Raw genomic sequence first — 14,674 nt, 5'->3', positions numbered from 1 at the left:
ATTTTGTAAAAAAATAATTTTAGAGATGCTTGTAGAACCTGTATAAAAGTAAAGAGTTTATATTATTTTATAAATATTGTTATTATAGAGTGCTTCTTACTTATAGGGCTCTGATTAATACAGCTTACTATTAAAGATTTTGATAAATCAGAAGGACAAGTACACTCTATTCTTGTGTTATAAATTAACTTTTAGCTTAATAAGACCTTTATGTCTTTGATATTTTTTATGTGTATAGTAATTATACTCAACTAATATATCTACATTATTCTTATTAATAAGTATATTACTTCCAATATTATACTTAACCTTAGGTTGTTTTGATAAAGTAATTGTTTCTTCTAACATTTGTCCTTTAAAAATCATTTTAGCATTAACTTTGCTATTTTTATTTTTGACACGATTTTCAATATTACAATACACGCTTGGTACTATAATTACTTTGTTTAGAATTTTTTGAGGAGAAAAAATTATTTTGCCACCAAAAGTACCTGACCATAATTGATTTGATTTTTTTGAAACTAATAAATTTTCTATATCTACATCATATTCTTTATAACTACTAGCTCTTGAATAATCGTATTTAAAACCGATACTTGGAATTAAGTGTGTATTACGTTTAGTATGATATTTATAGTTTAATGATGCTTCAAAATTTACATTATTATTTTGATATTTACCAATAATATTGTTAATATTTGTAGATTTATTTTTAACATAATTATGGCCATAGGATGTTATACCTTGCAAGGAAAGTCTTTTTGTTAACTCTTGTTTACCATAAATACTTAAAAGATGACCATTAGTCGCTGTTTTCCCTAATTTTTTATTATATTTAATGTGTGACTCTAAACGGCTATAAGCTATTCCTATAATATCATGACTATTGATGAATTCAGCATCGCTACCAATAGTTACAGCAGCTGTACGATCTTGATATTTTGGGATACTTTTCCAAGCTTTCTGTTTACTGATACTATATAAACTACTAATCCATACTCCTCTTTTTATAGTAACTTCTTCATCACCTGCAGCAGCTACCGGCACAATACTAAGCCTGTTAGTTAGAATACTATGATGGACATATTTATGAAGAGTTGAAGTTGCATCTAAAAAAGCTACTGTATTAGTAGCTTTTTTAGATATTTGCTCTTTTAGTAGAATATTATCGTGTTGTTCAATTTTTGGTGATGTATCAATAGATTTATCTTCGATTTTTGAGATAAATTCTTCATCCATTGCAATAATATCTTTTTTTGATTCTTCTTCATCAGTTTTATAACTCTCATCTTGTTTATAACTCTCATCTTGTTTATAACTCTCATCAGTTTTATAACTCTCATCAGTTTTATAACTCTCATCTTGTTTATAACTCTCATCAGTTTTATAACTAGAGTCTAATAGAAGTGATTTTTTATCATCTAATTCATCATCTTTGCTATCATTAAAATTCAGTAACATTTTTGATAAAATGGTTTTTAAATGATGCATATCTAATACTTTATTATTATCTTGTGTTTTATCTTCCTCTGTTGATGGCTCATCATTTTTAACATTACGTTCTTGTTGAAGTCGTTTTTTCATTTTATCTACAATTGACTCCTCATTATCACTATTTTCTGATAGATTATCACTACCATATCTTTGTTCTAATTCAGAGCATTCTACTAGTAATTGTTTAACAAAGAGTAATAATTCTTTATCTTTTACCAATTCTGAAAATTTCTCTTTATAAAGGTTATGCGCTTCTTGTCCTATTTCAGTTCTAGGTCCTATAAAATCAGGGTTAGCAGTACTAAATGCTTCTGCTACTGCTTCTAATACTTCTGGATCACTATTATTATTTATAAGTTCTGTCACTTTCTGTGTATAGAGGTTATGTACTGCCTGTCCTATTTGAGTTCTAGGTCCTATGAAATCAGAGTTAGAAGAATTAAATGCTTCATTTAATTCTTCTTTATGTTTTTTGTTAGGATAAATGTTTTCCTCTAAATATCTAATAAACTCTTTATCTTTTGCTAATTCTAAAAGTTTAGATACATATATATTATACACTTCTTGTCCTATTTGAGTTCTAGGTCCTATAAAATCAGAACGCATAGTATCAACTGCTTTTTTTATTTCTATTATATAATCTTTATTAACTTTAGCAGTTTTTGAATGCTCAAATAGTACTGAGTCTACTATAGCTTTTTTAAAAAGTTCGACATCAGAGAATTTTGATCTTAAAGTTGCCATCACTATATCTGAAATAAATTTATTATATTTTACAGCTATCATAGATTTAAATTTATAAGTCTTTGGAGCTGTTTTAAAAATAGCTGTTTTAGTATTTCCATTTAGTTTAGTAATTTTATTTATTAAATCCTCAGTAATACCTAAGTTTATTAGATAATTTAGTCCTGAATTTTTTAAAGCGGGCAGAGGAGGAGGTGGTGGAGGTGGTGGAGGTGGTGGTGGGGACATAGAAGATAGCGGAGATGGAGATAGCGGAGATAGCGGAGATAGAACATTGCTATTCCCGTTAGGTATATGATTTTTAGTTTGTTCTTCTGAATATTGTTTAAGAATTGTTATTACTGCTGGTATACTTAATTTGTTAGCAAGAACTTTTACTTGCTGATCACTCATGTTTGCAAATGAAGGTAAAGCTGATCTTAATATATTTAAATCATCATTATTCTCTTGTTTGATAATAGCAGCTTTTAAAAACTCTTTTAACAATTCAGGATTTTTTTCTTTCACTATAGTCAGAAAATCATTTTGCGATACATTTTCTTCAATTAATTGTTTAATCTCAATTGTGTCTAAAATAACTTTTCTTAGATCATTAAGTTTAGCTTGTACTTGATCAGAATTAAGTACTTTTCTTAATTCTCTATCTTCTTTTATTAAAAAAACAATCTGTTGTCTAGTAGTTAATATACTAGGATTTTTAGTTAATGCTTCAAGTCTAGTGCTAAAATGATCTTGTTCAAGAATTCCTTTCTTACTATAAGTAAATTCTAATTGTTTAAATGGATCTTTTATACCTTCAAGCTCTTTCATCAATTTTAATTTATTAAATTGTTGTATAATAGGATTCTTTAATTCTTCAGCTATTTTACATGATGATAATGCTATACGTTTTGCTGCATCATCAGCATCTTCATTGGAAATATTACCTAATATCTGGTTTCTTATTATTTCTATTTTATCATCTGATTGAATAATTTCATTAGAATCTCCTGTTATTTTCTTCTTGCCATCGTTTTTAACTATATGTTGTATATATGGGTCTTGAATCAATTCGTTAAAAATTTCTTTAGCTTGTTGTATAATTTCTGGAGCTGGATTGCTAAATAAAGTCACAAGATCTTTAGAAGCAATTCCTTGTTCAACGGCTGATGCTGTTAATATTTGGCGTATAACATTTATAATATCAGCTTGTTTTTTTATTTTTTGATCTTGTAAATCATGAGCTTTTGTACTACAGGTCTCCTCTCTATATTGCTTATATAGTTTAGCATAATCTGTCTTTGGTTCAGTTCTTTCTGAAGTATTAACTATAATTTTAGGTTTAGGTATTGTTTTATTTTTTAATTTATTACTCTGAATAAATTGATCATATAATGTATATAATTCAGAAGTATTTTTAAGTTTGTCTAAATAAATATTAGACATATCAAAAGATGTAGGTGGAGGAGGCAGTGGCGGCGGTGGCGGCGGCGGAGCTAAAGGATTTAAAGGAGTTAAAGGCAAATTAGCTTGTATTTGATTGCTTAATCCAAATAAATTATTTAGTTGTCTTTCTAATTCATTTTGATCAGACACAATTATGTTAATACTATCCTCGAATCCTTTATTATTAAAAGAGTTAGCTAATTTAACTATTTCTGAACTACTTAAATCTTGCTCTATAGCTTTATGCTCTTTTAGTAGTTCATTAATTTCTTTTATTATTGCCGGAGGTATGTTATTTCCTTGAATATTATTTGATTGTATATAATTTTTTAACTTTAATTGTAAAGTTAAAAGCTCTTTTGCTACTGACTTATCTGTAATTATTGATAATTTTAGCAAATCTGATAATGTACCTTTTTGAACTTTCCCTTTAAATACTAAAGGAATGATATGTTCTTTTGCATATTTGCTAATATCTTCAATTATTTTATTTTTTTGTTCCTCAGAGCTGTTGTTTAATAATGTCTTTAGAAGAGGTCTATTTTTAACGTCAATATGCTCATTGAAATTTAATTGCCCCGTATGATCATTAAATAATATTTTTTCAATAGTATTATCATTAAAGTTACTTAAGACAACATTCACTGCTTCTGTTTTATAGATATCTTCTAATTTTTCTGCAAAACTTAGTGCTGATATAGGATTCTCTATAATAAGTTTTTTAAAATCTTCAATATTTTCTTCTTGATCTATTATTCTGTTTATATTTAATTGAGACTCTGTTAACTCCTTATTACCTTTGAACATGGCTTTAAAAGTACTTATAGGGTTAAATAAATATTGTTTTTTCTTTCTTCTACCAGTGTTAATAGGATTTTTAGAAGATGTTCCTGTAGCATTTGTATCTTGATTTTCTGTTATTGAAGACTGATTTAAATCATGTGCGGTAAACTTAATTGTGCTAGAAGGTATTTCGTCAGTGTTTGTTGATGTACTTTGAGGTATATTTCTCTTTTTACCAAAAGCTTTTATTGATGAAAAAAGACCAGCAATTCCTGTGCTCTTTGTATCTATTTGATGATCTTGCAACACTTTACTTTTAATTTGTTTAATATAAAGATTTGCCTCTCCTTTACTTATTGCAAGACCATCCATTATTTCTTGAGGCTTCGGAATATAATTTTTAGCTATATATTCCTCTATCTTATTATTAATTATTTGAGTTTTTATTTGTGTAATATATTCCTCTATTTTAACTTTTCTTTCTTTTTCTATATGACGTATCTTTTTGTTACCATCATTTAGTCTTTTATCGCTATAATCTATACCAATGTCTTGTATTGCTTCTTCAAATGTAATGAATTTATTCTCTTTAATGCGTGCATTTTTCTTATTGGCAAAGTCTGGCTTTGCTATTTCTTGAATATATAACTCTATCCTAGCTTTATCTTTCCTAGTTCTATGTACTTGTGATTTATTTGAATTTTCTAAATTTTTATCATTGTAGTCTTTTATATTCAGATCTTTACTTGCTTGGTAAACACTAGGAACTAAACCTGCATTTCTCCATTCTTCTTGCTTTTTTTCTAAAGGGTAAAGTTCCCAAGAGACTTGTTGATTTTTCCATTTTGGTGTTTTTACAATTAAATCGCTAAAACTGGCTCCTACTGAGGATGCTATAACCTTCACAGGCACCACTACCACTATTGTGCTCATTAATAAAACTGCGTAAAGCAAAATGACTAAAGCATATTTTTTTGAATTGAAACCTTGTAAATTCATTTGAATCTCAGTTAATTATTAATTATCTTAAAATTATAAACGAGATGCATTATATAATATTTGTTAGTTATATGCAAACTACTAAATACTAATTTTTATTAAAGTATAGTTAATATATAAGAATGCTGTGGCACTTCAGTTTTTGGTAAATAAGAATATGGAAATTCAATTTCATTTATATAACACTCTCACTCGTAGCAAAGAGCTTTTTAAGCCTAAAGATCGGGCTAATGTAAAAATGTATGTATGCGGTCCTACTGTTTATGATAATCCTCATATAGGCAATGGTAGGTCAGTAGTAGTATATGATTTACTTTACCGTATACTTATAGAGATATTTGGTAATTCTGCAGTAAAATATGTGCGTAATATTACCGATATTGATGATAAAATCATTGATAGAGCTGGAATCCTTGGTATTACTATTGATGAGTTGACTGAGAGAATCATAAAAGAGTTCCACACAAATATGGAATATCTAGGATGCAATGCCCCAAATATAGAGCCAAGAGCTACAGAGCATATTAATGTCATGATCGAGATAATAGAACGATTAATAGAAACAAAACATGCATATCTTGTAGAAGATCATGTTTATTTTGATGTTTTATCAGTACAAAATTATACAGTATTGTCTAACCAAAATTTAGAAGAAATATTTGAAGGAGTGCGTGTAGAAAATAGCAAAACTAAGAAGCATCCGAAAGATTTTGTATTATGGAAACCAGCAAAACCTGATGAGCCAGTAGATGTAAATTTTGAAAGTCCTTGGGGATTGGGCCGTCCTGGCTGGCATATTGAATGTTCTGCTATGAGCTATAAATATTTAGGTAAGGATTTTGATATCCATGGTGGTGGTGCGGATTTAATTTTCCCACATCATACTAATGAGATTGCACAAAGTAGATGTGCTTTTTCTGATTCTACCTATGCCAAATATTGGGTGCATAATGGCTTTCTAACAGTTAATGGTGAAAAAATGAGTAAGTCTCTAGGTAATTTTATTACAGTAAGGGATCTTATAGATAAAAAAATTCTAGGAGAAGTAGTAAGATTATTTTTATTAAGTAGTCATTATAGAAGGCCTCTTGACTACAACGATAAAGCTATAGAAGATATTAAGAAGACATTAGATTATTGGTATAGAGCTATAGAAAATATTAATATTCAAAAGACAGATATCATATCGAATAATTTTATGAAAGCATTGCTTGACGATATGAATACACCACTTGCTATTAAAATAATTAACGATTACGCTAAAGAGGTTTTTATTTCTACAACTGAAAAAGAAAAACAGCTTAATGCTTCTGCTCTTGTTGCTTGTGCTAATTTTATTGGGTTAATGAATAAAACTTCACATGAATGGTTTAATAGTGGTGTGGATAAATCTTATATAAATGATCTTGTAAATAAGCGTTTAGAAGCAAAAAAACAAAAAAACTGGGAACGTGCTGATCAAATTCGTAATCAATTATTAAAAGAACAAATAATTCTAGAAGATAAGCATGATGGGACTACCATTTGGCGAAAGGAAAAGTAAAAAACTTGTAAATTATGGAATATAACTATATAAGTATGGTAGGTTTATATTTTAGGCAAGGAGTGCTTTTGTCATATAGTCTGATGAAATGTACTAAATTTTATCATATTGTGATTTAACCACAGTATCTAAAAAAGTAAGACATCGTAGGTTTCTTTTCTAGATATATGCTAGGTATAACATTTTAGCTGCTTTCCAGACTATGCAACAAAGCTGACTTGATCATGCAAATAAAACCAATTAATTCACACGTAAGGTATGTGTTAGTTCATTAAGCATGAACATCTTACGGAGGTATAAACTAACAATAGGAGATTTAAAAATGTCAAAAATACTATCTGTTAACGTTAAGGAATTACTAGATGCCGGGGTACATTTCGGTCATAAAACATCACGCTGGAACCCTAAAATGGCACCTTATATATATGGTGAACGGGATGATGTGCATATAATTGATTTACGACAAAGCGCCGTTTTAATGAGTGTTGCTTTAAATGCAATATATGAAACCGTAAAAAAAGACGGCAAAGTATTATTTGTAAGTACTAAAATACAAGCAAGTGATATTATAGCAGAATATGCTGAAAAATGTGGACAATATTATGTAAATCATAGATGGCTTGGCGGTATGTTAACTAACTGGAAAACTATTGCTAATTCAATAGAAAAATTAAATAAGTTAGAAACAACATTAGAAAATGAAGAAGCACTTATGGGTTATACTAAGAAAGAAATACTTGATATGAACCGTAAGAAAGACAAGTTACTTTTATCTCTTGCTGGTATTAGAAATCTTAATTCTAAACCTGATCTTCTAGTAGTTGTTGACACTAATAAAGAGCATATCGCAATTAATGAAGCAGTAAAGCTTAGTATTCCTATAGTTGCAGTAGTTGATACTAATTCTAATCCTGATAATATAGATTATCCAATTCCTGGAAATGATGATGCAATAAGATCAATAAGATTCTATTGTAGTTTATTTGCAGATGCTGCATTACAAGGTTTAGAGGAATCAGTGAAAGCTTCAGGAGTTGATATAGGTGCTATGCAAGAGCACACCGATAAGAATTTAACTTCAAAAAATGTTTCTAAATTAAAACAAGCTAAGAAATTTTCTAAAGCAAAAAATATTGATGAAGAAATAAATACAGAATTTGAGCAAGCATTCAATGATAATACTGATGAAGATAAAAATTCTGATAACTTATAATTTAAGGAGAAAATAAAATATGAGTGCAGTAAATATAAGTGCAGCGTTAGTCAAAGAATTAAGAGAAAAGACTGGTGCAGGGATGATGGATTGCAAAAAAGCTTTGACTGAAACCAAAGGAGATTTTGAATCAGCTATTGATTTGCTACGTCAAAAAGGTTTAGCTGCGGCAGCAAAAAAAGCTGGGCGTATTGCTTCTGAAGGTTTAACAGCTGTAAAAGTTGACGGATTAGTTGGAGTAGTAATTGAAGTAAATTCTGAAACCGATTTCGTTGCTAGAAATGAGCAGTTTCAAGACTTAGTTAAGAATATTGCTAATCTTGCATTAGTTGCTAAAGATATAGAAAAACTAAAAACATCTAAAATGCCAAATGGTAAATCAGTAGAAGACGATATTGTCGAAAATATTGCTGTGATTGGTGAGAATTTAACATTACGTCGTATTGATGTATTAGAGGTATCTGAAGGAGTAATTGGCTCATATGTACATAATGCAGTTGTATCAAATCTAGGAAAAATTTCTGTATTGGTAGGTCTAGAGTCTAATGTAAAAGATAAAGCAAAGCTAGAATTATTGGCAAAACAAATTGCTGTTCATATAGCAGGAAATAATCCACAAAGTGTAGATCATTCAAGTTTAGATCAAGCTCTTGTCGAGCATGAACGAAAAATATTTTTTGAACAATCTAAATTAGAAGGAAAACCTGATAATATAGTAAGTAAAATAGTAGAAGGAAGGATACGTAAATTTTTTTCAGAAGTTGTATTGCTTCAACAAAATTTCTTATTTGAGCCTAAACTTACTGTTGCAGAAGTTATTAAAAATGCTGAAAAAGAATTCGGGTCAGAAATTAAAATTACTAAATTTATTAGGTATGAACTCGGTGAAGGTATAGAACATGAAGAAAAACACTTTGCTGATGAAGTAGCAGCTGTAATGCAAGGTTAAATATTGGTAGGGACAAGCTGTCATGCCATAGCCTGTTGCTGCATAATTCTTAAAAAATATTCTGTGTAATTTTCACTAAGCGTTGTTGTGTGGAGAGGTAATGTATTCCTGTCATCTGCGATTAGAATATAAAATAACTTAAATAATATTAGTTGTTTTTTGATACTGTAGTATGACACAGTTTTAGTATGCTTACCAATCCATGCGACGATACTTTTTCTCATATATAGGGATCTATAGAGAATTAAGTATAAATCTTAGAGTTAAAAATACAAAAATCTACAGTACCTTCCATTTTACTGAGTTTTCCGTACGTAGGGATGTGACATGAGAGTAATATAACAAAGCGCTACAAACTTTATTTTACAGGAAGAAATGTTGTAATTATCTTTAAATATTCATCTAGTATTTTTTGATTTTCTTCAATAAATTTTAAAGATTTTTTTTGATAATTTCTTAATTCTTTAGAATTGCTAGGGTTAAGTAGATATTTAAGTGTAGATAACAAATCTTTACCATCATGAATTTGGATAGCTGCGTTTTTTCGTAGTATTTCTTTGGCGACATCAGTATTTTTACTCATATCAGGACCAAATATAATGCAATTAGAGAAATATGCTGCTTCTAAAATATTATGTCCACCTTGTTTAAAAGAGCCGCCAATGAAAGAAATTACTGCTATAGAAAAAAACAATCCCATTTCGCCGAATTTATCAACTATATAAAGATCATCATTTAAAACTGGTAAATTATTTTGTGACTTAGCAGTAGCAGATAAATTATGTGATTTACAATTGTCAATAATTGCTCTAACTCGCTTAGGATGTCTTGGAATTAATATGATATAACAATCTAGAAAATGCTTTCTTAAATCTTTAATCACAGGAAAAATTATTTCTTCATCTTGTGGATGAGTACTAGCAAATACGATAACGCGTCTATCTTTTAAGTACAAGCTTAATTTTAAAAGTTCTTCTTGATCGACGTAAAGTTTTTCATTAGCAAACTTAATGTTACCTAAATTAATTGTATTTAACACCCCAAGTTCATTGAATTTTTGTAAGTCATGCTCGCTTTGTACAATAATTTTGCTAAAATTTCTAGCGATAAGCTGGAAAAAAACTTTCATTTTTTGCCAAGCTTTAAATGATTTATCAGAAATACGAGCGTTCACAAGTAATAATTTACAATATTTTACTCCTTCATTAAGGGTACACGGCCATAATTCTGATTCTAAGAAAATGCCTAAATCTGGTCTCCAATTTCTTAAAAATTTTCGAGTAAAAATAATATTATCTATTGGTAAAAACTGATGAACAGCTATTTTAGGTAATTTAGTATTTAATATTTTAGCAGAGCTATTTGTCCAAGAAGTTACTAAAAAACGGGCTTCAGGGTAGTGCCTACTTATATTATGTATTAAAGTTAAAGCAACCATAGATTCACCAATACTAGCTGCATGAATCCATATCAAGAATAGATTTTTTGTATAATTTGCTTCTAAAGATAATTTGTACGTCGATTTGGTACTTGAATCATTATTTTGTATGTATGCTGCAGTTCTGTGCCCTGTATTTCCTACAAATTTCTCTTTATTAGTTATGTTATGCAAAAAATACAATGAGTTATCTTGCCTGTGTTTCCCAATAGCAAAACGCTCTTGTACACGCTTTATATCTTCTTTACCTATTAATAAACGAATAAGAACTATACTAAAATAAACAGGTAATAATATAAAGCTTAAAGCATGATATAACAGCATCATTTCATTAGGTTCTCGGTTAATTTAATTAATTGCTTTTCAAGATTCATATGATTTTGTTCTTTGTTATCCACAAGTTCTAAAGGAGAGCCTACTATAGTTTTTATGTTACCGAATGGCATCGGTATTATTAGCTTATCCCAACTTTTTAGTCTAAAATATTTAGATGTAGTACTTACTATCGGGATTAGCTTTCTGTTGTATCTATAAGCAATTTCAGTGATCTTACTATTTACTTTATATATGGGTCCTTTAGGGCCATCAGGTGTAACAATTATATTTGCACCTTGAGATAATTTCACAATAATATTACGTAAAGCTCCGATTGGATTTTTATTAGTAGAACCTACTATAACTTTACAACCAAATTTGCCTACTAGATCATTTAGAATTTTTCCATCTAAATGTGGCGATATTAAAGCATAGACATTTTTGTGTCCTATAAACATAGCTGGACTTAAGGCAAGCATATTATGCCAAAATGCAAATATTACACCTTGTTCATTTAGAAATTTTTCCTTATTACTTTTATCATAGAATATGAATTTTTGTCTTGATGTAAAATAAACAAATCGTAAATAATAATATAGTATAATTGTAACTATACTAATCACGCAATTATTACGCTTTAAGAAATTTTTAAAAGCTTTACGCATCGTTTTTTATTAATCCATGGAATTACAAGCTTTTGCGATTCTAAGACAAGCTGTCTCTAGTTCTTTCATAGAAATGGCATACGAAATTCTAAAATACCCTTCAAGCCCAAAAGCAATACCAGGTACTACAGCGGTGCCAGCTTCCTCAAGCAAATATTCAGCAAAATCATTACTATTTATAATAATTTTTCCTGTTTGAGTCTTATGTCCAAATATTTTATCGCATTTAATAAATAAATAAAATGCTCCTTCAGGTTTATAGCAGTCAAAATATTTTACTCTTTTTAAAATTGATAGAGCAAGATCTCTCTTTTTTTGAAAATTTAAAGCATTTTTCTTGATATAATCTTGAGAACCGTTTAGCGCTTCAATAGCAGCTACTTGGCTTATCGAACATGGATTTGAAGTACTTTGTGATTGAATAACAGTCATTGCTTTAATTAAAGCTTTAGAGCCAATGCCATATCCTATACGCCAGCCTGTCATAGAATAAGCTTTAGATACTCCATTTACAGTAAATATGCGTTCTTTTAAATCAGGTGCTATTTGCGCTAGAGTATAAAATTTAAAATCATCGAAAGTAATATGCTCATAAATATCATCTGACATCACGTTTATATGCGGATATTTTCTTAATAATTCAGCAATATTTTCTAATTCTTTAAGACTATAGCTTGCACCTGTAGGATTGCTAGGCGAATTAATAACAAGCCACTTAGTTTTATCTGTAATGAAGTATTCTAAAGTTTTTGAATTTAATTTGAAATTATTTTCAATGCTGCAATTTACAAAAACTGGTGTGCCACCGGCAAGTAAGACCATATCAGGATATGAGACCCAATAAGGAGCAGGAATAATAACCTCATCATCTTTATCCAAAGATGCCATAAATAGATTATATATAACTTGTTTACCACCATTACTAACTATTATTTCATCAAGTTCATAACTTATATTATTGTCACGCTTAAATTTATCTCGTATTGCTTGCTTTAAAAGTGGCATGCCTTCAACGTTAGTATATTTAGTAAATCCGTCTTTAATGGCTTTGATTGCTGCTTCCTTAATGTTATCAGGCGTATCAAAGTCTGGTTCTCCTGCAGCGAGTGCAATAATATCAACACCGACTCTTTTAAGTTCAAGAGTTCTTTTCACTATGGCAAGTGTTGGTGAAGGTTTTATAGAATTTAAACGTGTAGAAATAATTGACATAATTTTGGTCCATGTTTNNGTAAAGTAATAATATATTAAACTCTAATAATAATAAAATTATTTTATTTAAAATTTTATAAAGATATGCTTTATTATATGAAAGTAAAATTAATTAGTAATTAAACTATGCTCGGTAACATAAAAGACAATATTAAGTATTATTATTTAGTAATAATAAATATACCGAACCTTATTAAAAATAAAATTCTAGAATTCAAAAATTATATCAATGATTGTAAATATAAATTTACTCATTTAGCTGAAACTAATTATCAGCTTGGACTTGATCATTTATATAGAGGTAATTTAAATGATGCCTTACTCAGGTTTAAATTAGTTGATAAATTTTTAAAACCTAATGATTCTGAAGTATATTATCAACTCGGGTGGGTTTATTATTTAAAAAATAATTATAAGCAAGCTATAGAATATTTAGAACAATCTAATGAAAAAGATAAAACTATATTTATAGATTTTTTAAAAAATTATAAAAATCTGGCTGAAATTCCAGAGCAAATATGGAGACAATATCAAGATTTAACTGCAAAATATTATCATAATATTTTTAATAATGATAAAAATATTTATCTTCCTTACAGATTTGTAAACGAAGTTATTCAACAAATATCTGATTTACCTGGCAATTACTCTATTATAGAGTTGGGAAGTAATATAGGGCTTGCTGGTTATGAAGTGCAAAAACGTTTTCCGGAACACTTCACTTTGACAGGTGTAGAAATTTCTACTTTAATGAGTGATATGCAAGCAGCGTATTATCCGAATACTAAAATTTATGACCAAATATATAACAGTTCTATTAGAGAATTTTTAAAACAAAACTCTAATAAATTTGATGTTATTTTTAGTTTTTGCGGATTATCATTTACTAATAATCTTGCAGAATATTTTAATTTAATACATGCTTCTCTTAGTAAACAAGGGTATTTTGCTCTTTGTTTAGCAACCGCTGTAAATACACAATTTTCGGTAAAACGCAAAGAGTTTATTTTTAACTTAAATGAAATAAATAATTTTTTACAAAAAAGTAGTTTTACTATATTAACTTCCGAAGAACTAACACTAGCGGAAAATAATAAGTATGGTATTGTCGTTTGTAAAAGAACCAATGATAAATCATGAGAATTTTAATTATATTATCTATTATTTTATGTTCATCATTTACAATGGCTGATCTTGAATATGTTGATGATGACATATATAATTATAATGGTGGAAGAAATGAAAATGGTTGTTTAGAAGTTTATGATCCATACGAAAGATTTAACCGCAAAGTCTTTGCTTTTAATTCTACGTTAGATTATATGATATTACGTCCTTTAGCTATTGGTTATAAAAATATTAAGAACGACTACATAAAAGACCGTGTTAATAGCTTTGTCAATAATATTGATACTCCTCTTACAGCAGTAAATTATGGACTTCAGCTAAATTACGATAAAACTATAAAAAGTATCTGGCGGTTTATTATTAACACGACGCTAGGTGTAGGTGGTTTATTTGATGTAGCAAGTAAGGTAGGTTTGCTGTCTGATCGTCAAACCTTTGGTAATACTTTAGCACATTATGGAGTTGCTCCAGGTCCTTATTTAGTATTGCCCATAATCGGTAGTACTAATGTAAGAGATATGATGGATTCAGTATTTACTAATTATGTGCTTAATCCTTTAATGTACTATACTCATAATGATTTTGACTTAATAGTATTAGCAGTGAGCAAAATAAATAATCGACATATTGCATTGCCGTTTAGTGATTATGTAATAAAAAATTCTACTGATCCTTATGTAGCTATTAGATCAGCACTACATCGGGCTCGAGAAGCATCTGTGCAATATCCTGAGAATTTTAAATGTCCTAAACCTAAAAATTAATT

General features: G+C 28.9%; 9 protein-coding genes. 5 read left to right on the top strand and 4 right to left on the bottom strand.

Annotated features, from left to right (window positions below; genetic code table 11):
* Positions 1 to 177: 177 nt before the first annotated feature.
* A complete protein-coding gene (locus AC27F4_RS02115; RefSeq protein ID WP_487061614.1) occupies positions 178 to 5,379 on the bottom strand; it encodes an autotransporter outer membrane beta-barrel domain-containing protein in 5,202 nt (1,733 codons plus the stop codon).
* Between the two features lie 223 nt (positions 5,380 to 5,602).
* Here AC27F4_RS02115 and cysS point away from each other — a divergent pair, with 223 nt between their 5' ends.
* The 3 genes from cysS (at position 5,603) to tsf (ending at position 9,150) form a co-directional block, all read left to right on the top strand.
* Positions 5,603 to 6,988: a cysteine--tRNA ligase gene (gene cysS, locus AC27F4_RS02110; protein WP_487061612.1), complete on the top strand. Its 1,386-nt coding sequence runs from the start codon at positions 5,603 to 5,605 to the stop codon at positions 6,986 to 6,988.
* A 322-nt stretch (positions 6,989 to 7,310) separates the two neighbouring features.
* Complete coding sequence (rpsB, locus tag AC27F4_RS02105) at positions 7,311 to 8,201, top strand: 30S ribosomal protein S2 (protein ID WP_487061610.1); 891 nt, start codon at positions 7,311 to 7,313, stop codon at positions 8,199 to 8,201.
* 19 nt (positions 8,202 to 8,220) lie between these two features.
* Positions 8,221 to 9,150 carry a translation elongation factor Ts gene (gene tsf / locus AC27F4_RS02100; protein ID WP_487061608.1) on the top strand — a complete coding sequence of 310 codons (930 nt, stop codon included), beginning with the start codon at positions 8,221 to 8,223 and terminating at the stop codon, positions 9,148 to 9,150.
* A 358-nt stretch (positions 9,151 to 9,508) separates the two neighbouring features.
* Here tsf and waaA read toward each other — a convergent pair whose 3' ends face one another.
* From waaA to AC27F4_RS02085, 3 genes are read right to left on the bottom strand one after another with little or no spacing between them, the layout of a single operon-like run.
* Entirely contained in the window at positions 9,509 to 10,915 is a 1,407-nt protein-coding gene (gene waaA / locus AC27F4_RS02095; protein WP_487061606.1) for a lipid IV(A) 3-deoxy-D-manno-octulosonic acid transferase, read from the bottom strand.
* Positions 10,912 to 11,568 (bottom strand): lysophospholipid acyltransferase family protein, encoded by a 657-nt coding sequence (locus AC27F4_RS02090; RefSeq protein ID WP_487061604.1) that lies wholly within the window; start codon positions 11,566 to 11,568, stop codon positions 10,912 to 10,914. The genes waaA and AC27F4_RS02090 overlap by 4 nt, the downstream gene beginning before the upstream one ends.
* A gap of 9 nt (positions 11,569 to 11,577) precedes the next feature.
* On the bottom strand, positions 11,578 to 12,780 hold the full coding sequence (locus AC27F4_RS02085) for a pyridoxal phosphate-dependent aminotransferase (RefSeq protein WP_487061692.1): 1,203 nt from the start codon (positions 12,778 to 12,780) through the stop codon (positions 11,578 to 11,580).
* A 126-nt stretch (positions 12,781 to 12,906) separates the two neighbouring features.
* Between AC27F4_RS02085 and AC27F4_RS02080 the strand changes: the two genes are divergently transcribed.
* Together AC27F4_RS02080 and AC27F4_RS02075 are read left to right on the top strand one after the other, a co-directional pair.
* Positions 12,907 to 13,920 (top strand): tetratricopeptide repeat protein, encoded by a 1,014-nt coding sequence (locus AC27F4_RS02080; protein WP_487061602.1) that lies wholly within the window; start codon positions 12,907 to 12,909, stop codon positions 13,918 to 13,920.
* On the top strand, positions 13,917 to 14,672 hold the full coding sequence (locus AC27F4_RS02075) for an MlaA family lipoprotein (protein WP_487061601.1): 756 nt from the start codon (positions 13,917 to 13,919) through the stop codon (positions 14,670 to 14,672). The genes AC27F4_RS02080 and AC27F4_RS02075 overlap by 4 nt, the downstream gene beginning before the upstream one ends.
* Positions 14,673 to 14,674 lie beyond the last annotated feature (2 nt).

Source organism: Candidatus Rickettsia mendelii (genome assembly GCF_057543435.1).
This window is presented reverse-complemented; position numbering and strand designations above follow the sequence as displayed.

What these genes read in the sequence shown, in the direction of transcription:
- cysS (WP_487061612.1), top strand. Translation starts at nt 5,603, where the DNA reads ATGGAAATTCAATTTCATTTATATAACACTCTCACTCGTAGCAAAGAG.
- AC27F4_RS02080 (WP_487061602.1), top strand. Translation starts at nt 12,907, where the DNA reads ATGCTCGGTAACATAAAAGACAATATTAAGTATTATTATTTAGTAATA.
- AC27F4_RS02085 (WP_487061692.1), bottom strand. Translation starts at nt 12,780, where the DNA reads ATGTCAATTATTTCTACACGTTTAAATTCTATAAAACCTTCACCAACA.
- AC27F4_RS02090 (WP_487061604.1), bottom strand. Translation starts at nt 11,568, where the DNA reads ATGCGTAAAGCTTTTAAAAATTTCTTAAAGCGTAATAATTGCGTGATT.
- AC27F4_RS02075 (WP_487061601.1), top strand. Translation starts at nt 13,917, where the DNA reads ATGAGAATTTTAATTATATTATCTATTATTTTATGTTCATCATTTACA.
- waaA (WP_487061606.1), bottom strand. Translation starts at nt 10,915, where the DNA reads ATGATGCTGTTATATCATGCTTTAAGCTTTATATTATTACCTGTTTAT.
- tsf (WP_487061608.1), top strand. Translation starts at nt 8,221, where the DNA reads ATGAGTGCAGTAAATATAAGTGCAGCGTTAGTCAAAGAATTAAGAGAA.
- rpsB (WP_487061610.1), top strand. Translation starts at nt 7,311, where the DNA reads ATGTCAAAAATACTATCTGTTAACGTTAAGGAATTACTAGATGCCGGG.
- AC27F4_RS02115 (WP_487061614.1), bottom strand. Translation starts at nt 5,379, where the DNA reads ATGAGCACAATAGTGGTAGTGGTGCCTGTGAAGGTTATAGCATCCTCA.